General features: G+C 62.6%; 18 protein-coding genes. 3 read left to right on the top strand and 15 right to left on the bottom strand.

All coding sequences use genetic code 11. The features are described from left to right. The first annotated feature begins 166 nt into the window (after positions 1–166). Positions 167–1387 carry an acetyl-CoA C-acetyltransferase gene (locus tag AC3WQS_RS00940; RefSeq protein WP_020909227.1) on the top strand — a complete coding sequence of 407 codons (1221 nt, stop codon included), beginning with the start codon at positions 167–169 and terminating at the stop codon, positions 1385–1387. A 5-nt stretch (positions 1388–1392) separates the two neighbouring features. Here AC3WQS_RS00940 and AC3WQS_RS00935 read toward each other — a convergent pair whose 3' ends face one another. From AC3WQS_RS00935 to AC3WQS_RS00915, 5 genes are all read right to left on the bottom strand, one after another. Beyond that, entirely contained in the window at positions 1393–2589 is a 1197-nt protein-coding gene (locus AC3WQS_RS00935) for a CaiB/BaiF CoA transferase family protein (protein WP_492712814.1), read from the bottom strand. Between the two features lie 72 nt (positions 2590–2661). Continuing rightward, positions 2662–3402, bottom strand: a complete 741-nt coding sequence (gene fabG, locus AC3WQS_RS00930) for a 3-oxoacyl-ACP reductase FabG (RefSeq protein ID WP_003940214.1) — start codon at positions 3400–3402, stop codon at positions 2662–2664. Positions 3403–3444: 42 nt separating this feature from the next. After that, complete coding sequence (locus AC3WQS_RS00925; RefSeq protein ID WP_019745415.1) at positions 3445–4611, bottom strand: acyl-CoA dehydrogenase family protein; 1167 nt, start codon at positions 4609–4611, stop codon at positions 3445–3447. A gap of 120 nt (positions 4612–4731) precedes the next feature. Beyond that, positions 4732–6252 (bottom strand): acyl-CoA synthetase, encoded by a 1521-nt coding sequence (locus AC3WQS_RS00920; RefSeq protein WP_070386342.1) that lies wholly within the window; start codon positions 6250–6252, stop codon positions 4732–4734. Between the two features lie 44 nt (positions 6253–6296). After that, positions 6297–7094 (bottom strand): enoyl-CoA hydratase, encoded by a 798-nt coding sequence (locus AC3WQS_RS00915; protein ID WP_019745417.1) that lies wholly within the window; start codon positions 7092–7094, stop codon positions 6297–6299. Between the two features lie 109 nt (positions 7095–7203). On the opposite strand from AC3WQS_RS00915, the gene AC3WQS_RS00910 reads away from it, so the two are divergent. Further along, positions 7204–8634: a coniferyl aldehyde dehydrogenase gene (locus AC3WQS_RS00910; RefSeq protein ID WP_492712789.1), complete on the top strand. Its 1431-nt coding sequence runs from the start codon at positions 7204–7206 to the stop codon at positions 8632–8634. Positions 8635–8670: 36 nt separating this feature from the next. Here the strand turns inward: AC3WQS_RS00910 and AC3WQS_RS00905 are convergent, their stop codons facing one another. Genes AC3WQS_RS00905 through AC3WQS_RS00860 form a run of 10 tightly spaced genes read right to left on the bottom strand, consistent with a single transcriptional unit; the run spans position 8671 to position 19256 of the window. Next, entirely contained in the window at positions 8671–10593 is a 1923-nt protein-coding gene (locus tag AC3WQS_RS00905; protein ID WP_492712790.1) for a YecA family protein, read from the bottom strand. 35 nt (positions 10594–10628) lie between these two features. Continuing rightward, positions 10629–12551, bottom strand: coding sequence for an SEC-C domain-containing protein (locus tag AC3WQS_RS00900; protein WP_492712791.1), 1923 nt, complete (start codon positions 12549–12551; stop codon positions 10629–10631). Positions 12552–12569: 18 nt separating this feature from the next. Next, complete coding sequence (locus AC3WQS_RS00895) at positions 12570–13247, bottom strand: GAP family protein (RefSeq protein WP_042952994.1); 678 nt, start codon at positions 13245–13247, stop codon at positions 12570–12572. A gap of 49 nt (positions 13248–13296) precedes the next feature. Then, the gene (locus AC3WQS_RS00890) at positions 13297–14850 is read right to left on the bottom strand and encodes an acetolactate synthase large subunit (RefSeq protein ID WP_492712792.1); all 1554 of its coding nucleotides are present in this window, start codon (positions 14848–14850) and stop codon (positions 13297–13299) included. 5 nt (positions 14851–14855) lie between these two features. Beyond that, positions 14856–15596, bottom strand: coding sequence for an enoyl-CoA hydratase/isomerase family protein (locus tag AC3WQS_RS00885; RefSeq protein WP_020909237.1), 741 nt, complete (start codon positions 15594–15596; stop codon positions 14856–14858). 52 nt (positions 15597–15648) lie between these two features. Beyond that, complete coding sequence (locus AC3WQS_RS00880; RefSeq protein WP_019745423.1) at positions 15649–17223, bottom strand: polyamine aminopropyltransferase; 1575 nt, start codon at positions 17221–17223, stop codon at positions 15649–15651. Next, complete coding sequence (locus AC3WQS_RS00875; RefSeq protein WP_019745424.1) at positions 17223–17726, bottom strand: DUF350 domain-containing protein; 504 nt, start codon at positions 17724–17726, stop codon at positions 17223–17225. The genes AC3WQS_RS00880 and AC3WQS_RS00875 overlap by 1 nt, the downstream gene beginning before the upstream one ends. Continuing rightward, entirely contained in the window at positions 17723–18100 is a 378-nt protein-coding gene (locus tag AC3WQS_RS00870; RefSeq protein WP_044480673.1) for a DUF4247 domain-containing protein, read from the bottom strand. Before AC3WQS_RS00870 ends, AC3WQS_RS00875 begins: the two co-directional genes overlap by 4 nt. A 26-nt stretch (positions 18101–18126) precedes the next feature. After that, positions 18127–18627, bottom strand: coding sequence for a DUF2617 family protein (locus AC3WQS_RS00865; RefSeq protein WP_019745426.1), 501 nt, complete (start codon positions 18625–18627; stop codon positions 18127–18129). Continuing rightward, positions 18624–19256 carry a DUF4178 domain-containing protein gene (locus AC3WQS_RS00860; RefSeq protein WP_019745427.1) on the bottom strand — a complete coding sequence of 211 codons (633 nt, stop codon included), beginning with the start codon at positions 19254–19256 and terminating at the stop codon, positions 18624–18626. Before AC3WQS_RS00860 ends, AC3WQS_RS00865 begins: the two co-directional genes overlap by 4 nt. A gap of 171 nt (positions 19257–19427) precedes the next feature. On the opposite strand from AC3WQS_RS00860, the gene AC3WQS_RS00855 reads away from it, so the two are divergent. Continuing rightward, positions 19428–20741 (top strand): YhgE/Pip domain-containing protein, encoded by a 1314-nt coding sequence (locus AC3WQS_RS00855; protein ID WP_020909240.1) that lies wholly within the window; start codon positions 19428–19430, stop codon positions 20739–20741. The last annotated feature ends 7 nt before the right edge of the window (positions 20742–20748 follow it).

Genomic DNA, 20748 nt, shown 5'->3' with positions numbered 1-20748 from the left:
TCGCATACGAACCGTATGGCGGAAACTATGTCCGAACAGGTCGTTCCTGCTGTTGACAACCGCGCCACGCGTGCTGGATATTCGAGTGGCCAGGTCGCGATGGGGCCCTTCGATCGGCCCGTTCACGCGACGCATTCCCCACCTCTCCTCGAGACAGGCGCATTCCATGCACGACGCAGTCATCTGTGAACCCGTTCGCACCCCGGTGGGCGGATTCGGCGGAGTCTTCAAGGACGTTCCCGTCACCACTCTCGCCAGCACTGTTGTGCGTGGCCTCGTCGAACGAACCGGCATTGCGTCCACCGATGTCGACGACGTCATCTTCGGTCAGGGTTACGCCAACGGAGAGGCCGCGGCCATCGGGCGAATCGCGGCACTCGACGCCGGTCTGGACGTGTCCGTTCCCGGAATACAACTCGATCGCCGTTGCGGTTCGGGATTGCAGGCGATCATCTACGCCGCGATGCAGGTACAGACCGGGATGAGTGATCTGGTCATCGCCGGCGGCGCCGAGAGCATGAGCGGAACCGAGTTCTACTCCACCGATATGCGTTGGGGCACAAAGCGCCCTTCGGTCGAGTTTCACGACCGATTGGCCAAACCGCGCACGAACTCCGGCGGGGTCAACTTTCCGGTCGAAGGCGGCATGATCGAGACCGCCGAGAACTTGCGCCGGGAGTACTCGATCACCCGCGACGAGCAGGACCGATACGCGGTGCGATCGCACGAACGGGCCGTTCATGCCCAGGACAGTGGGTATTTCGACGACGAGACCATTCCCGTTTCGGTGCGCGGGCGCCGTGGTGAGCAGACAGTCGTCACTCGCGACGAGCATCCACGCCGAGGGATTCAGCTGTCCGATCTTGCTGCACTGCGCCCCATTCGAGGTCGAGTCGACCCCGAAGCCACAGTCACCGCCGGAAACGCCTGCGGCCAGAACGACGCCGGAGCCGCGGCCATCGTCACCACTGCGGCCAACGCCGAACGCCTTGGCCTGCGACCGTTCGCGAAACTGGTCAGCTGGGGTGTGGCGGGTGTGGAGCCGAACCGGATGGGCATCGGACCGGTGCCTGCCGTGGCGAAAGCTCTCTCCCGTGTCGATCTGTCGCTCGACGACATCGACCTCATCGAAGTCAACGAGGCATTCGCCGCACAGGTTCTCGCGTGCGCCAAGGCCTGGGGATTGAGCGCGCAGGACATCGAGGAGCGCTTCAACGTCAACGGTTCCGGGATCTCGCTCGGACATCCTGTCGGTGCCACCGGTGGGCGGATCCTCGCCAATCTGCTGCGCGAACTCGACCGGCGCCAGGGACGGTACGGGATCGAGACCATGTGTATCGGTGGCGGACAAGGGATTGCAGCGGTGTTCGAGAACCTGCGACGCTAGAAGCGTTAACCGATCGATCCGTCGCGGCGAAGGTCCGCGATCTGGTCTCCCGTACGCCCCAACTCGGCCAGCAGAGAATCCGTCTGCTGGCCGAGCGCCGGAACGTCACCCATGCGCATTTCGACGTCCGAGTACGTCATCGGAGGCAGCACGGCATCGATCGGTCCGTTTTCGGTGCCCACGGACCTCCACCTGGCACGCTTCTCCAACTGCGGATGTTCCAGTAGACCGGCCATGTCGTTGAGTGCAGCGGCCGGGACACCGGCGTCGGCAAGGCGTTGATCCAGATCTGCCGTCGAATACAGACGAGTCAGGGAACCCACCAATTCGTCTACCTCGCCGCGATTTTCGACGCGCACGATGTTGGTGGAAAAGCGCGGATGGTCGACCAGATCCTCTCGCTCGAACACGTCCACCATCAGTGCACGCCATCCACGATCGTTCTGGACGCCGATCAGGATCTTGCCGTCGGCAGTAGGATACGAATCGTAGGGAACGATCGCCGCATGGCCGAGACCGACCCGCGGAATCTGCTTTCCTGCATACATTTTCATGTACATCGGATGCCCGAGCCATTCGACGGTGGAATCGAACATCGAGACCTCGACGAGCGCTCCCTTACCCGTTCGCTCTCTACGGAACAGGGCGCTCAGAATCGAAGTCAGCGCGTACATTCCAGCGGCGATGTCCGAGACCGGGATACCCGTCTTGGTGGCCGTCTCCGGTGTGCCTGTCACGGAGATCATTCCGGTCTCGGCTTGGACCAGCATGTCGTACGCCTTGCGCTCACGCCGTGGGCCGGCACTGCCGTATCCGGACATGTCGATCACGATGAGCTGTGGGAATTTCTCGCGCAGTTCCTCCGCGCCGAACCCCAGTCGCGCAGCTGCGTCGGGTGCCAGATTCTGTAGGAACACATCGGCTCGCGCGACAAGATCGAGAACGATCTGCCGGCCGGATTCCGACTTCACGTCGACAGCGATCGATTCCTTGGAACGGTTGAGCCACACGAAGTGTGACGCCTGACCGTGAACCGCCCGGTCGTAGTGACGCGCGAAATCACCCTCGCCGACGCGTTCTATCTTGATCACCCGCGCACCCATGTCCGCGAGATGCCTGGTGGCGAGCGGCGCCGCCACCGCCTGTTCGAGTGCAACCACGGTGATTCCGTCGAGCGGAAGATCCGAGTTCGGCTGTCCCATGTCAGTAGTCACCCCAGAAGTTTTACACCCAGAAGTTTTACACTCTGAATTCTTGCACTCGAACAGGACGGGTCAGATGTGGCGGCCGCCGGTGATCTCGAGAACCGTGCCCGTCATGTAGCTCGAGAGGTCGCTCGCGAGGAACAGTACAACCGAAGCAACCTCCGAGGGCTCGGCCGCACGCCCCATCGGGATCTCGGCAAGCTTCTCGTTCCAGATCCGTTCGGGCATTGCCTCGGTCATCGCCGTGCGGACAAGTCCGGGCTGAACGGCGTTGACGCGAACGTTCTTGAACGCGACCTCCTTTGCCGCGGCCTTCGTCAGACCGACGATGCCGGCCTTGGCGGCCGAGTAGTTGGTCTGCCCGAGCATGCCCACCTTGCCGGAGATCGACGAGATGTTCACGATTGCGCCCGTCTCACGCTCGCGCATGCGGGCGGCGGCAGCGCGTGTTCCGTTCCAGGCGCCCTTGAGGTGAACGGCGATCACGTCGTCGAAGTCCTGCTCGGTCATCTTCCGCATCGTGGCGTCGCGCGTCATGCCGGCGTTGTTGACCATGACATCGACTGGGCCGAAAGCACTTTCGGCCAGATCGAGCATGGCCTCGACCTGTCCGGAATCACGCACGTCGCAGGAAGCGAAACGGGCGACCGACTCTCCACCGAGTTCGGCGACCGCAGCCGTTCCGACGGTTTCGTTGATGTCGCCGAGAACGACGGTCGCGCCTTCCTTGATGAAGGTGCGCGCAATTTCGAGCCCGATGCCCTGCGCTCCGCCGGTCACTACCGCAACCTTGCCGTCCAACAATCCCATGTCCACTCCGTTCGTGAGGTTAAAGCTCGTCAGGTAAAGGTGTCAGCGCTGGTTTTGCTTTTTCGCTTGCGCCACGAGCCCACCGCCGAGAATCAGTCGCTGGATCTCGCTGGTTCCCTCGTACAGGCGCAACAGGCGAACTTCACGGTAGATGCGTTCGACCGGCACACCGCGCATGTACCCGTTGCCACCGTGGATCTGCACGGCGAGATCCGCGACCTTGCCCACCATCTCGGTGCAGAAAAGCTTTGCCGCCGAGGGGCCGAGACGTCGATCCTCACCGCTGACGTACCGCGCAGCCACCTCACGCACCATCGCACGCCCGGCCATGACACCGGCCTGCTGGTCAGCCAGCATCGCTTGAACCAGCTGGAAGTCACCGATAGCGGTGCCGCCCTGTTCCGTGACCACGGAGAACGCGACAGATTCGTCGAGCGCTCGCTGTGCTGCTCCCACCGAGAGCGCCGCGATATGGACTCGTCCGCGCGCGAGAGACGTCATCGCTGCGCGGTATCCGGTGTCCTGGTCGCCACCGACGAGGGCCGACTCGGGAACCCGGACGTTGTCGAAGGTGACCTCGGAGGTCCAAGCACCTTCCTGACCCATCTTCTTGTCCTTGGGACCAACTGTGACTCCTGGCGTGTCAGCCGGAACCAGGAAGACTGCAATTCCCGGACCATCGGAATCCGCCGGGCGAGTGCGCGCGAACACCACGAACAGCTGTGCCAGTGGAGCATTGGTGATGAACCGCTTGTTGCCGTCGATCACCCATTCGGATCCGTCCAGAACAGCCTTGGTCCGGAGGCCGGCCGGGTTTGAGCCCGCGCCGGGTTCGGTGAGAGCAAAGGAAGCCACGACGTCGCCGGAGGCGATGCGCTCGAGCCACTGAGCCTTCTGCTCGTCGGTACCGAAGCCGACCAGCACCTGCCCGGCAATTCCGTTGTTGGTACCGAACATCGAACGCAGCGCCAGGGACGTGTAGCCGAATTCCATTGCCAGTTCGACGTCTTGGGTGAGGTCGAGTCCGAGCCCACCCCATTCCTGAGGAATCGCGTAGCCGAACAGCCCGATGGCTGCGGCCTTCTTGCGTATGTCCTCAGGAATGGCGTCGGTGTCGGCAATCTCCTGCTCACGCGGAACTACTTCCTTACGGATGAACTCCCGCGCAGTCGCCAAGATATCTGCGAAGTCATCTGCATCGACCTGCATTCCCACCACTCACCTTGCTGTTTCCGAAGTCCATGCCGTCCTCCGAAGTCAATACCGTGAGGCAATCGGAGTCAAAGACCTGAAAACGAACCGAAGGTAAGGCAGAACCTATAGCAGGTGTCAGACGGTGCGCAGTTCCCGCTTGAGCAGCTTTCCGCTCTGATTTCGCGGGAGTTCGGCCACGAAACGCACGTGCTTGGGGACCTTGAACGGGGCAATTCGCTCCTTGACGTGGGCAATCAACGCCTCAGGCGTCAACTCGTCGTTGCCGTCCTTGAGCACGACGATCGCGGTGACGGCCTCGATCCACTTCTCGTCGGGCGTACCGATCACGGCAACTTCTGCCACAGCCGGGTGTGTGTAGACCGCATCTTCGACCTCGCGCGACGCCACCAAGATGCCGCCGGTGTTGATGACGTCCTTGATTCGGTCGACGACCGTGATGAACCCTTCTTCGTCCCGCACGACAAGATCGCCCGAATGGAACCAGCCGTCGCGGAAGGCGTCGGCGGTGGCTTCCGGATTTTCCCAGTAGCCGTTGCACAGCTGCGGTGAGCGGTAGAGAACCTCACCGGACTCACCGTCGGCAACGTCGTTTCCGTCGGCGTCGACGACACGGGTTTCGACGAAGAACACCGCTCGCCCGCAAGAAGACGGACGATCAGCATGCTCGCCGGGCTGGAGAACTGTTGCCAGCGGACCGATTTCGGACTGGCCGAAGCAGTTGTAGAAGCCGATGTCCGGGTAACGCTCACGCAGACGATTGAGCACCGTGACCGGCATGATCGAGGCGCCGTACTGCGCCTTCTTGAGCGAAGACAGATCGCGGGTCTCGAGGTCCGGATGGTTGGCCAACGGTACCCACACGGTCGGGGCCAGGAACAGCGATCCGATCTTTTCTGCTTCGACGCGGCGCAGGATCTCCGGGATGTCCGGCGCCTGCATCAGACTGACCGTCGCACCGACGGACAGGTACGGCAGCATGAAGACGTGCATGCCCGCGGAGTGGTACATCGGCATGCAGATCAGCGGGTTGTCGTTCTTGTCGAGCCCGAGCGCGATCACCGAGGACACGTACTCGTGAACCAGCGCGCCGTGAGACATCATGGCGCCCTTGGGCTTCGAGGTGGTGCCCGAGGTGTACAGCAGTTGCGCCAGATCCGTCGACGTCGCACGCGGTTCGAAAACAGGCACCTCGCCGGCCTCGCCGATCGTGACCACCGACAGTTCCGCGTCCCGCAGTGCGATCACGTGGTCGAGATCGAGGTCGGAGCGAACCGAGTCGAGCGTCGACGCCAATGCCGGATCCACCAACACCGCGCGGGCGCCTGACTGCGCCACGAGGTACCGGAGTTCCTCCCCCTTGAGTGCGTAATTGACCGGAACATGCACCAAACCTGCTCGCGCACAGGCAAGGAATCCGATTGCATAGGCGTCGGAGTTGGTTCCGTATGCCGCGACGCGGTCGCCGTGATCGAGGCCCAGACCGAGCAAGTGGGCCGCGACCCGCGTCACCGCGTCGTCGAGTTCGCGGTAGGTGCGAGTGCGATCTTCGAAGACGACGGCTACGCGGTCGGGGTACTTGGCTGCCGAGCGCCGAAGCACTCCGTCGACGGTGTTGGTGCGTGGATCCAGGCTCATTCGCTCAGGTTATAGGACGTCCAACTAATCCGGAAGAGCGATCGTTACTTATTGCGCCATTCAGGCTTTCGCTTGTCCACAAAAGCTTGCATACCTTCTTGAGCGTCGCAGGTCACGGCATTGGTTGCCATCGTTTCCGCCATCGCCTCGTACGCCTGGGCTTGCGGCAGATCGATCTGGTGATAAAACGCTTGCTTACCGATCTTCACCGTCAGGGGGCTGGCCGTCGTGATCTTGCCGGCCAGTTCGCGCACCTCTCGGTCCAGGTCTTCGGGCGCGACGACGAAGTTCACCAGACCCCAGTCCGCAGCGGTGTCGGCGTCGATCGTCTGCCCGGTGAGCAACATCTGCATCGAGCGCTTGCGCCCTACTGCCCTGCTCAGGGCCACCATGGGCGTCGAGCAGAACAGTCCGATCTTGACGCCGGGAGTACCGAAGACAGCGTTCGACGCAGCAACAACCAGATCACACGACGCGGCCAGTTGGCAGCCCGCCGCGATAGCCGGGCCCTGTACTGCGGCAATCACCGGCTGCGGAATCCGCTGTACGGTCTCCATCATCTCGGTACAGCCGTCGAAGATCGCCCGCTCGTCTTCGAGGGTTCTCCCGATCATCTCCGTCAGATCGTGGCCGGCGGAGAACACCGGGCCTTCGGCGCGCACGATCACGACCCGCACGCGCTCGTCTGCAGACAATTCGAGAAGGGCAGCCGTCACCTCGCGCATGGTCTCCGCCGAGAGCGGATTGCGCCGCGCCGGCCGATCGAGCGTCAGGAATCCGAGTCCCACCGACTCCTCGACGGAAATCTTCACTGCAGTGTTTTCTACCTGTGTCTGCGACATGTGTTCTCTCTACCAATCGAATCCGTCCCGGTCAACGAGACGAAAGGGGCATCTGTTCGCGCCGCGTCGATACGGTCCGGTCAATACTTCGCCACTACGAGGAGTGCCCATGAGCACCGATGCCGCCGTCACCACCGATCTCGAAGAGATTCTGCGGGCCCAGCAGGAAGCAACTCGCGCCGCTGGTCTTCCGTCCGCGCAGACACGACGCGAGCGCATCCAACGCGTCGTCGATCTTCTGGTGGCAAACCACAAGGATCTGACCGAAGCGATCAACGAAGACTTCGGCGGCCGAATCCCGGCCTACTCGGTGATGAATGATGTTCTGGGATCCATGGTTTCACTCAAGCACGTTCGTGATTCGCTCGAAGAGTGGATGATTCGCTCACCGAGAGCCACCGGGGCGATGCAGGATCAGCTGGGTGCCACGGCGTACGTGTCGTACCAGCCGAAGGGTTCGATCGGCATCATCGGAACCTGGAATGCTCCCCTTTTCACTCTCCTGAGCCCGCTCGCCTGCGCCCTCGGAGCGGGAAATCGCGCCGTTCTCAAACCGTCGGAGATCGTGCCGAACACTGCGGCGGTCCTGGCCGAGGCGGCGCGTCGAACGCTCGACCCCGTGGAGGTCGCGGTGGTGACAGGTGGACCGGAGGTCGCTGATCTGCTGACGTCGCGGCCTTTCGACCACCTCGTCTTCACCGGCAGCACAACCGTCGGAAAGCTGGTCATGGCCAATGCTGCGAAGAACCTGGTGCCGGTCACCCTCGAACTCGGCGGCAAGTCACCGAGCGTCTTGAGCCGCAGTGCCGATATCAGCTCTGCTGCATCACGTTTGGCCATCGCGAAGTCGACCAATGCCGGCCAACTCTGCGTCTCTCCCGACCTGATCTACGTCCCGCGCGAGAACACAGAAGCGTTCATCGACGCGTTCACCGATCAGTTCACCGGACTGTTCCCCACGATCGCCGACAACAAAGACATGGTCTCGATAGTCAGCGATCGTCACCTCGCACGCATCGAGGGGTACATCGCGGACGCGGAAGAGCGTGGGGCACGAATCATCACCGTTCCCGACGAAGAACTCTCCGCAGACACTCGTCGCCGCCCACTGCGAATCGTAGTCGACCCTCCGACCGACGCGCAGATCATGAAGGAGGAGATCTTCGGACCGGCCGTCGTGATCCTGCCGTACGACCAACTCGACAGCGTCGTCGCCGACATCAACTCACGGCCGAAACCGTTGGCGCTGTATTACTTCGGAACCGACCTGGACGAGAAGGAATCCGTACTCGAACGCACCGTCTCGGGCGGCGTCACCATCAACGACGCGATGTCACACCCGGGCCTGAGCGACGCACCCTTCGGCGGCGTCGGAGCTTCGGGTATCGGGCACTACCACGGCCGCGAGGGTTTCCGCGAGTTCAGTCACGCCCGAACGGTATTCGAAGCAGCGCAGCATGACCCGCGCGGTGAATGGGGAATGCTCCCGCCGTACGGTGAGGGTTTCGAGCAGATGATGTTGGCTCAGGTCACGCCCTGAGGCCTCCGGCCCCGTGCGCCTTTTTGGTAGTGCACGCTACCGGAAAGGCGCACCGGCAAGGCCGCGGCTGAGGAACTCCACCAGCTGACCGGGTTCGGTATCCACCGACTCGATCAGTTGGATCAGTTCCCTCTTGTCCTCTGCTGCAAGCGGTTCGATGCCACCGAAGGTGCGCATCGTGGAGCCGGCGGGGAGAACGCGTGCACAGACGAGCGTGCCCGGCTCGAGATTGACTGAGCCCCACTCGTCCGTGACCTTCACCAGATGCCCGTTGCGGACGTCGCTGAGGGTCACCAACTGTCCCGGCTCCGTCGAGGCGACCTTGTACACCGAGCGCGGAATCGACAACCACTGATCGGCCAGTTCGCGTTCGTCGGCAGGCAACAGTTCTCCGCGCCGCTCGACAAATGCCGCGAAAATACCCGCATCGAACAAGGCAGCGTCGACGGCCAATCCGCCTTCGACGGCCAACGTCAGTGCTTCTTCGCTGTTGAACTGCTCGGCACGGATGAGCGCAAGATCGAACACGGCGTCGAAGTACTCCGGTGTGCGCGAGAACAACTGAGCCTTGACGTAGAGCCAGTTGGCCCGATCATCGAACGTCACCTCGGACTTGCCCAGATGGCAGAACTTGAACTTCCGACCGGAACCGCACCAGCACTTGTCATTTCGGCCGAGTTCGGGGTGCTCGGCCGGGGCATAGCGCTGAAGAACCTCGTGCAGAACCTCGGACTCGCCACCCTCGATCCGGCCGAGAAGTGCCAGCGCGCGGGTCACGTCGCTGCGATCGGCCGCCAGCAGTGCCAGATCGAAGATCGCGGGAGTCCAGTCGGGATCGAGATCGTGCGCCGTTTCGTACGACGCCTCAGCGACAAGGATCTTGCCGAGACGATCCGAAGCCTTGCCTGCCAGCCAATGCGCTGCCGGCTTGACACGACGCGACCCTTTCTCGGCGAGAGCAGTTGCAACAGAATGCAATACGGAATCATGATCGTCGAGTTCGGACAACAGCTCCAACGCTGCCGCAGCCGCGGGCGGCTCGGCGATGCCGGCGAAGGTCTGCGGATCCTCCTTGATCTGCTTGCGCGCCCAGTCCGAGACATCCTCGACGGCTTCGGCTTTCGCGGCCATGACCACATCGACGAAGGCAATCACCGAGGCGGCTTCTTCCGGGTGCAGGTTCTCCCGAACCTCGAGCATGCGGGCTCGGTTCGCCAGGTGGTATGCCTCGAAATCGAATCCGTCGACCGCAACGTAATCACCGTCGCGGACGTAACCTGCCGCCTCGAGCATTTCGCCCAGCGGTGCGGTGGGCTGACGGAACAGCGACGGCTCGTCGAGCATCAATTGCCAGACAATGGCATCGAGGGTGTCAGCACCGATGTCTGCGAGGACCGTCCCCAGACTCTCGCCGAATCCGGGTGCGGGATCCAGTACCTCGGGGATGGTGCAGAGCGTCAGCTCACGGTCAGCGACGAACAGTCCGATCAAATCGCCCGCAGAACATTCGGCGAGAGTATCGGTGTCGAGGAGAAAACCCTCGTCGTGCGGGAACTCCGGATCTTCGATCCCACGATCAGCCAACAGGTCGTCGTCGATCCCGCGGTGCACGACGCCGATGCCATGAATCTCGTCGTCGTCACGATCGAGGAACACCCGCAGCATCATCAGATCAGGGTTCGCGTCGAGAACGCCGGACTTTATTTCGGCTTCGGTGAGCCGATGGGTCAGCACTCGATGCTCGAACAACGTGTCGAGTGCGGCGTACCGCTCCTCACTCAAGTAGCCGAGCAGTGGGTCCTCGACGTACTCGACGAATTCGGCCATGTCGTCGGCTGTACCGTGGCCGGCATCGGCCAACAGGGTGCCCCAGTCCGCCGCTGTCTGCGGGCCGTGCTCACGCAACAACTCCATCGCGGCTTCGGCGATCAAGTCATTGGCATCCATCGGTTCGTTCACCTATCCAACTTTAACGGGGTCGACTCGATACATCGTCACCGGTCATCGGTCGAGTGATCGGCGCCTCCACGCGACTCGCGGACCAGTTCTTCGGCGTCGAGTTCCTCGGAAGCGAGAACCTCGAGTACCCTCGCAGCCTGCGATTCCGAGGACATGACGACTACGCCCACCGCAAGCGCGCCAGTGGGGGCCGTCAGGAGCCTGGCACTGATCAGGTCGCCGGGCTTTCCTTCGACCGGGTGAACAAGGGTGACGGTTTCCTCGGACACACGATCGAGCAGCACGACGCCGGTGTCGGAAGTTTCGATCACCTCGTACACCGACCTCCGGACCCCGAGCCACTGTGCGGCTGTCACTACTTCCGCCTCCGGAAGTAGTTCGCTGCGTCTGGCCAGGAAGTCGGCAAAGATCCCACCCTCGAACAGAGCCACGTCCAGTGCCGAGCCGTCGAAGATCGTGGCGGCGATCAGTTCGTCCTCGGAGAGATTCGCGTTTTCGAGATCGTCGAGCCCGGTCACGACGTCGACGAATTCGGAGGCAAACGCAAACAGGCACGCCTTCTTGTACAACCAGCGACCATCTGCCTTGACCGATTCATCGGCCTTCCCAAGGTGGCACACCTTGTACTTGCGGCCGGAACCGCACCAACACTTGTCGTTCCGCCCGAGCTCCGGGTGATCGGCTGGGACGAAGTCCTGCAGTACGGCGTAGAGATTCTCTTCACTTCCGCCGTCGATCCGCCCGAGCAGTGACAGCGCCCGGGTCGCGTCGCCGCGGTCCGACGCGAACTGAGCCAGCTCGAACAAGGCCGGACCCCAACCGGATTCGGCAAGGAGCGCTTTCTCGTAGTGCGCCTCCGCTTCGAGCACGCGCCCCAGCCGATCGACGGCCTTACCTGCGAGCCAATGAGCCGCCGCCCTGACCGACCGTGGCCCTCGCTCGGCCAGCTCGGAGGCAAGCGCTTCGAGGATTGCGTCGGTCACCGGGTCCTGATTCCGAAATCCGAGATCGAACACGGCCACTGCAGCACCCGGATCTGCCAGTGAGACAAAGAAGTCCGGGGCGGCGCTGACGTGGCGGCGAGCCCAATCCACGATGTCGAAGTCGGCGATGACGGCATCGGTGTATCCGCGGTCCGCCAGATCGACAAATGCAACAGCAGCGACGGCCTCGTCGTGGGTCAGGTCGTAGGTACTGGCGACCAAAGCTGTCCGAATCTGCAGGTCGTAGGCATCGAAGTCGAATCCCCGCCGAGCCAGTAGTTCACGCTCGTGCTCGTAACCTGCCGCCTCGAAGATCTCACCCAGCGGCGCAACAGGAACCGTGAAGAGAGACGGATCCTCGAGCAGGAGTTGCCAGCACACCGAATCCAGGGCCTCGACTCCGTCCTCCTCGAAGAGTTCGCCGAGCGCCGGAGCAAGATCGGGTTCGTCCTCGATCTCGACCAGACGAAACGCAAGTCTTCCGTCTTCGACTGCCAGGCCGATGAGATCACCGTCGGCGCACTCGCCGAGGGTTCCGGCTGGAAGAACCACAACTCGTCGACTCCGGAAGGGAGCAGCTCCACGTTCCACGGCCGCTTCTTCCGCCAGGGCCACCCGGATCGCCCCGTCTTCGCCGTCGCCGTCGCCGTCGCCGAATGCCAAGATCGGCTCCAGGTCGGGGCTCGCGTCGAGGATGTCGGACGCAATCTCGAGCTCGCTTAGCCGGTGAGTGAACACGAGGCCTTCGAGGACCGTGTCGAGGGCGACGTACTTTCCGTTGGGCAGGTACCCGAGCATCGGTTCGGACAGATACTCGAGCACGTCGGCCAACTCGGTCGCAGTTCCGTACTCCTCGAGATGGGTCGCCCACTCTTCGAGACTCAGCGGGCCTTGCTCGCGCAGAACAGCCAAAGCAGCGGAGGCAATGGAACCAGCAGCGTCGGAACCAGCGGTTTCGTCGTCGAAATCAGTCACCTGCCAATGGTAGGCGACTTATTGCAGTCCACTGAGCCCCTCGCCCAGCACGGTCGCGCCGAGGATCGCCAGGATGACCGCCATCATCACTGCGTTGTTCGCGGTCATCCATGACTTCGCTGATGCGAGGATCTCGTCGGCTCGCTTGCCGGAGAACACCTTGACCAGGATCGGCGACGCGATGCCGACGCTCGCGATGACCGTGAAGATCACCGCGGCAACAATCTGTTGGGCAACAACATTCGTGGCGACCGCGATAGTGGCCGCACCGGATACTGCCAGCGCTGCATTTTTGGGATTGACCGCCGCGGACAAGAACGCCAACCCGAACGCCTTCCGCGGAGTCAACCCGTCGATGCTCTTCATCCACTTCGGAACTGTCGGATCACTTCCGTCCCTCGGACGCGCTCGCCACTGCTTGTACGCCAATCCGAACAGAACGAGCCCCAACACGATTCGTACGACGCTCGACCACACCGAAGTCTGCGACGACTCCGACTCAGCAAACGAATAGTCAGCGATCACGATCGTCACCGCAACGACTGCCGAGATTCCGAGGACCCACCCGAGTAGAAAAGATGCTGCCCCTCGATGTGCTCCAGCGGTGATCATGACGAGCACGATCACCGCCATGGGCATCGAGACGAAAAGCAGGCCGAGGGCAATCGGAAGAGACAGACCGATCGCAGCTAGCACCAAAAACCTCCAGTTGAATGCAAAATCGACGATCGACTCGAGGTCGAAATCACGACGGCGGAGGCAGCATGACCTCGATGAGATGCGGGCCGGGTTCCGCCAGCGCTGCGGCAAACTGTTCGGCCAACTCCTCCACTGTGTTCGCCCGCGACGCGGGCACTCCCAACCCCTCGGAGATCTTGACGTAGTCCATGTTCGGAGACGACAGATCCAACATCGACTGTGCTACGACGCCGCCACCTTCTGCGCCGACTCGTTGCAGTTCGCCACGCAGGATGGCGTATGCGCGATTGTTGAGCAGAATCGTCGTGACGTTCAACTGTTCTCGCGCCTGCGTCCACAACGCCGTGATGGTGTACATCGCGCTTCCGTCGGCTTCGAGATTGATCACCGGCCGCTCCGGCGCTGCCACAGCGGCGCCCGTCGCCACCGGGATGCCCTGGCCGATGGCACCTCCGGTGAGCGTGAGCACGTCGTGGCGCGGCGCTCCGGCAAGGGCAATCGGGATCGCCCAACCGGAAGTGGCCGCCTCGTCGGAGATGATGGAGTCGTCCGGCAGCAGGGCCCCGATCACGTCGGCCCAATTTCGCACGTCGAGAGGCCCGCTCGGCAGCGACGGCCGATTTGCCTCCTGCAGAACGGGTTCCACTCCGGGTGCCACGAGTTCCGCCACTGCTTCCAACGCGCCGACAACATCGTCGCTGACATTCGCCAGCGTTGTCACCGCGGCGCCGTCCGGGACCAGATCGCTCGGTTTTCCGGGATACGCAAAGAACGAGACCGGCGAAACCGCGCCGGCCAGGACGAGCTGAGTTGTTCCGCGAAGTTGTTCGGTGGCGTGCTCGGCGAAGTATCCCAAGCGCTCGAATGACGGTAGTCCCGCACCGCGTTGAAGCCTGGCCGGAAAGGTCTCGACCAGAATCTGTGCACCGGTCGCGACTGCAATTCGGGAAGCGGCGCGCAGTCCGGCTTCGGAACACGCTGCGCCGCCCAGCAGTAGCGTGGCGCGCCCCTCGGCATTGAGCGCGCCTACCACCGAGTCGATCTGTGCTGCAGTTACTTCCGCTCGCCCCGGTATGTCTCGAGGACCCGCAAGAACTCCACCTTCGCCCCACGAAACGTCGGCGGGGAGGACAAGTGTGGCAATGCGTCCGGGCGGATCCATGGAGGCGGCAACGGCGTCGGCCGCATCGCTACCGACGGTCGCGGTGGAGTCGGAACGTCGACTCCATCCCTCCAGCCACTCGGTCAGCGCGTCGATATTCGATTCGAGTGGAGCGTCGAAACCGTGGTGGTAGGTCGCGTGGTCCCCGACGATGTTCACGATGGGGGTGTGGGCGCGGCGCGCGTTGTGAAGGTTCGCCAGTCCGTTCGCCATTCCGGGGCCGAGATGAAGCAGCGTCGCGGCAGGCTTTCCGGCGATACGCGCGTACCCGTCCGCGGCACCGGTGACGGCGCCCTCGAACAAGCCGAGTACCGCACGCATCTGGGGAACGGAATCGAGTGCGGCAACAAAATGCATCTCGGACGTTCCGGGATTGCCGAAGCACACATCGACACCCGAGTCGACCAAGCTCTGGATAAGCGATTGTGCACCATTCATTTCGGTCACCTCTTCTTCATGAAAGCTGCGAAGGCTTCTTGCGCTTCGTCGGATCGCCGCCGTCTCGCGAAATGATCCGACTCCACGTCGATGGTTTCCAGCAGGGCATCGAGATGTGGGCGGCGGAGGAGCATCTTCGTCAGCGTCACCGATTCAGCCGGGGAGTCTGCAATGCGCACCGCGCGCTCCAATGCCACGTCGAGCGCGGTCTCGGCCTCCACGACTCGATTGATCAGGCCGGCTTCGGCAGCCTCCTCCGCCCCGAACATTTCTCCGAGCATCAGTAGTTCCGTTGCCCGCTTGAGTCCCGCGATCTGCGGCAACAGGTAACTCGATCCGCCCTCGGGCGAGAGCCCGAGCGGAACGAACGGCAATCGGAATCGTGTACCTCGCCCCGCGAATGCCAAGTCGCAGTGCAACAACATCGTGGTGCCGATTCCGACTGCAAACCCCTCGACCGCTGCGACAATCGGTTTGCGTGCGGTGACGAGTGCGATCAGCAGGTCTTTGGCCTCGCCGCCGTCTTTCCCGGCAGTGTCCTGGAAACTTCCGATGTCGTTGCCGCTGGTGAAGACACCACCGGCGCCCGTCAGCACCGAAACCCGCACTGCGTCATCGTCGTCAGACTCCCGGATCGCGTTCGTCAGTTCGCGGTAAGTCTTGGGGTCGAGCGCGTTGCGCCTCTCCTGGCGATCCATCGTGAGCAACCGGACTCCCGGTGCGTGTTCCTCGATCCGAACAGTCATCCGTACCTCCGTCGTGGCCGAGAGTCTCGATTCAAGCTACTCGGTCGGGAGTTCAGCGTTCATAGCCCTTGCGCATATCGTCGACGATGCGCGGCCGGTCGAGTGTCGAGGGCTCCATTTCCCGCCTCGGGCGATCGCGAGGAAACACCGAGGCCGACGCCAGGGTGGGCTCGTCGAGGAACCGCAGGTTCGGCACATCAGCGGGCAGACGAAGCTCGGGCGGCGTGGAACCTCTTTGCGCGAGCACGTATCCCCAGTCACCGAAGCTCGGCACGAAAACGTGGTAGGGCGAGACGCTCAGTCCGACAGCCGATACCGTCGACACCGTTCTCCAGTACGCATCCGGCGTCGAGTACGGACTGCCGGACTGGACGACCATCAGCCCGCCCGGATTCATCGCGGCAGCGGCAAGTCCGTAGAACTCCATCGAATACAAGCGGCCAAGTGCGGGGGTGTCAGGATCCGGGAGGTCGACGATGACCGCATCGAAGCCTGGATCCGGACGCTCGCGCAACCACCGAAACGCGTCGTCGAGTACGACGTCCACCCGTGGATCCTCGAGTGCTCCCGCGTTCAGATCACGAAGACGCGTGTTGGCCAACTCGATGACTGCCGGATCGAGTTCCACCTGAACTATCTGCTCGACGCTGTTCATTCGCAGCACTTCCCGTGCAGCGAGGCCGTCACCGCCGCCCAGAATCAGCACGCGCCGCGGGTCGTTGACCAGGGCCGGATACACCAGCGACTCGGTATACCGATGCTCGTCGACACTGGAGAACTGCAGGTCTCCGTCGAGGAACAGTCGCACGTCGTTTCCCCGCTCGGTGACGACGATTTCCTGGTACACCGATCGCTCGGCGGCCACCACGGGATCGGTGTAGAGCCGCTGCCTCGACGTGGTCTCGATGTCCGAGGCCGCGATCAGCAGCCACCCGATCAAGCTCGCCGCCAACAGCATTGCGACGACGGCGATCAATCGTGCACGCAGGCTGAGCTGCCACCGAAGAAGTATCAGCGCGACAACTGCCGCAGCCACGAGATTGATCATGCCGGTGAGTGCGGCACCGCGAATCATGCCCGCCCACGGCAACAATACGAACGGCCACAGGAGGCCGCCGATCAGCGCGCCGAGATAGTCGGCTGCATTGAGGTTGGCCAATACCTTTCCGGTGCTCTGTGCGTCGTTGTCGCTGCGACCGGACTGCAACAGCGTCATCAGCAGAGGCACTTCGGCACCCACGAGGATACCGATCAGCGCGGTCGCAGCCACCAGAACTGCTGCGCTGGAACCGAAGAACGTGAAGGTCACGTACAGCGTGACGGCACTGAATCCGCCGATCAGCCCGAGCAGGATTTCGACGGTCACAAACGAGATGGCCGCATGCCCCAACAGCGGTTTGGCGGCCAGCGCTCCGATACCCAGCGCCGCAACAAATCCCGCGACGATCAACGACGTCTGGGTGATGCCGCCGCCGGTCAGACTCACGCTGAGCGTCAACAGGGCCAGCTCGTAGATCAGGCCGCACGCCGCGCACGCGGCAACAGCCGCAAGGAGAAGCACGCGTGCGCGTGAGCCGAGCATCGTCGAACGCTCGGCAACTTTCACATCGCGATCAGCGGCAACCATCAGGTGAGCGCTGCGGCGTTCACCAAACCGATGGACAACAAGCTCACACCCACCGCCCACGCGGCGCCGCACATCTTCGGATCCTGCACCAGTGCAACCAACTTGCCGGGAAGGAATGCGTTCATCAAACGCAGCGCGATCGCTTGCAACACGATCGCGAACAGTCCGTACACCGCGGAGTCGGCGAGTCCCTGGGCAAAGCCGTCCGAACTGGTCAGGATTGCCGTCACCACGATGATCGCCAGCGCAAGATGGTTGGAAGCCAACAGAATCGCAGCGTTCGGGTTCTTGTCGACGTAAACCTGGTGGCGGAGATTTCCGGGTGTCATGAGGTCGAGGACCAGGAATCCCGTCGCCAGAACCGCTACGCCGACGACGAAGTAGGCGAGGGTGCCGAGAACGCCCCCGACGAGCAATGCCGGATCCACCGTTCCGATCTCGACGGAAGTGGATGCAAAGATGTTCGTCACGCCGTTCTCCTTCTCATTGAGCACTACCGTCATTTGGCACTACCCGAGCCGCCGCTGCCACTACTTCCACCCGCCGGGGATCCCGGGTTGAAGCCCGGTCCCAGGTACGCGTATCCGCCGCTGCGATACGTGCCGTCGATGTCCTCTACCTTGATGGTGCTGCCACCGCCCGAAGCCGAACTGACAGTGACGATGTCATCGTCGTAGCGCAGGTATTCGTTGCCGCCGTCAGCACTTCGCGCCGCTGGTTCGTCCGCGTCGACAATCCGTGAGACGGTCGTGCCCACTGGATCTTTCGACGAGTACAACACGACGTCGCCATCCTGGGACGTCTTGGAATAGTTGTCCGCGATGAAGTCTTTGGCTCCACCACCGCACGCCGACAACATAATTGCGGCTGCCACCATCACCGGAGCAAACCACGTCCGCCCCCTCACGGGCGCCACCTACTGCGCGTCTTCACGATCACTCCTGTCCCCTCCCCCGGGTACAAATGCCAACTCTGCCAACTCCACCCCTGGCGGTCTCGCACGCCACACAACGCGGTCAACGCTGTGTCGTCGCCGGGAAAGGATCCGCAGATCCAACCGTCCTGGCCGGCGGACTCTCTCAACGATGCAGCTTCCGAATCGAATTCGACTCGGTCCAGGATCAGCGACGAAGACTCGAACCGGTAGTTTCCCGTGGACTCCACTGCCGGCAAGGGTTCACCGCCGGCGGCAAGAGCATCGCACGAAACCTGCTCGGTCAGTTCCTTTCCCGACGCCCGGGCCGTCACCACGTGAGATGCCCCGAGCACTCCGAGTGTCAACGTCGCATCGGAGGTTTCGATCACCAACTCGGCGAGGGTCGGCGGCGAGGGAGCTCCCAGCACCAACCCCAGTGCCGAGGCATTCACGTCGGTCGGTTCCACATCGAGTCGATACAGACTCATTCCGGTGGGCCCGAGTGGATGACGGTGAGTTCGCTGCGGGTGACCGCACGTCCCGTGGAAACCTCCCACGACTGTCCGCGCGCCCACTTCTCGAATGCGATCAGCCCGGTCTTGTCGGCGGTCGCGTAGTCCGCGTATTCCATCGAGCCGGAAGGGGCCGTACCCGTCGTACCCTCGGCCGTGAACTTCGCCGTTCCACTTTCGATCTTGCGGTGAACCTTGTCGTCGAGAATGACGTCGCCGTTCGGGACCAGGTTGGTTCCTTCTCGACGCATCCAGAGAGTCATCTCCAGTTCGCCCTCGTCGTCCTCCACTGTCAGCCAACGACGACCGGTCGACCCGTCGAGAAGGTGCTCACGCCAGATGTACCCCTCTTCGTCGAGCGTGATCGTCCCTCGAACAACGTGGTCGATACCCGCGTACGTGATGATGTCGCCGACCCCGATCTTGTGGGGGTCGTACACCTCGGGATAGTCGGCGAGCGGGTCCACGCGAGCATTCGGCTTGCCCTGGCGTCCACGCAGGACCACAAACGCGACGGCAGCGATCACTACGAGTATCAGGACAACTATCAGCACGTTGGTCAACGGTTTCTCCGAAATCGTCTCGGCAGGGTTGCCGCGGGCCATACCCTACCGATCCGTTCTCAGCCTTTTCGGATGAGACTGCCGGCAAGCTGACCGACCGCCGGCCGGGCAGGTCTCCAGCGCCGCGGGCAGATCGAAAGACTGCCCCGGCGCACCTTTGCGTTTACGCTCAGCCCGAGGAACTCCGCGCGAAAGAAAGCCGGTCGACTGACGATGAGCAAGAACCCGGAGCCGTCTGCCCGCACCGTCATGCACACACCACGATTCTGGTTGACGCCGTTGATAGTGGTCACCCTCTTGATGTCGGCGCTGGCAGCGCTGTACATGGGCGGAATACTCGACCCAAAGAAACACCTGGACCAGTTCCCGATCGCCCTGGTCAACCAGGACGAAGGCGACACCCTCCCCGGCGGCGACCCCGCCGACCGCAAGAATTTCGGAAACGACATCGTCGCCGGCCTCGAAAACGGAATCGACCACCAGAAGATCGACCTGCAGCAGATCGGTATCGCCGAAGCCCAATCTCGGTTGAACTCCGGCACGCTGTACGGCGCGATCGTGATTCCCAGTGATTTCACGAAGAGGACGATCATCCTGGCGGAGGCCAGCGTCGTCGCCGGTGACGTAGAGCAACCGATCATCACGATCTACACCAATCCACGTGCAGGTTCCGTCTCCGCATCTCTGGTCCAGTCGATCGGAACTACAGCCCTCGCCTCGGTCAACAAGAATATGGGCGAGCAACTCACCACCCTGGTCACCCAGCAGTTGGAAGCGGGAGGCACCGGAACCCAGATCTCAGGAGCGAGCCGCCTGCTGCTCGAAAATCCGGTGAACGTACTCACGGTGGCCCACGATCCGCTTCCCGACGGCACCGGATTCGGTTTGGTTGCATTCTATTTCGCGCTGCTGTTGGTCCTAGCGGGATTCACCGGAGCAACCGTGGTCAATTCCTTGGTGGACGGCATGCTCGGATATGCGCCTACCGAATTCGGTCCGCTCTTCGTTCAGAACGACGTTGTGGGTATCAACAGGTTTCGGACGCTGCTCGTCAAATGGGCGTTCATGATCGTGTTGTCCGGCATAGTCTCCGCGTTGTTCCAGTGGATCAGTCGCGCCCTCGGAATGCCGGTCACTCACGGGCTTGCATTGTGGGAGTACGGCGCGCTGGTCATCACTGCAGTCGGCATCACGGCGATGTCGGTGATGGCCGCATTCGGCTCGTTGGGCATGTTGATCAACCTGTTCGTGTTCGTCATTCTCGCGCTGCCCTCTTCCGGTGGCACCATCCCCCTCGAAGCCAGCCCCAGGTTGTATGCCTGGCTGGCGCAATTCGAGCCGATGCACCAGATCTACATGGGTACGCGATCGATCCTGTTCTTCGGCGCACGCGGTGAGGCAGGGCTGCTGCATGCCGTCTGGATGACGTTGGTGGGTCTACTGATCGGCGTCGTACTCGGCATCGTGACCACCCGTTTCTACGACCGCAAGGGCTACGAACGCACCCATCGCCCCAAGGTGGCGTGACATGGTA

This window comes from Rhodococcus sp. FW305-130 (assembly GCF_058788335.1).
The sequence above is the reverse complement of the archived record's forward strand: the minus strand, read 5'-3'. Positions and strand labels throughout refer to the sequence as shown.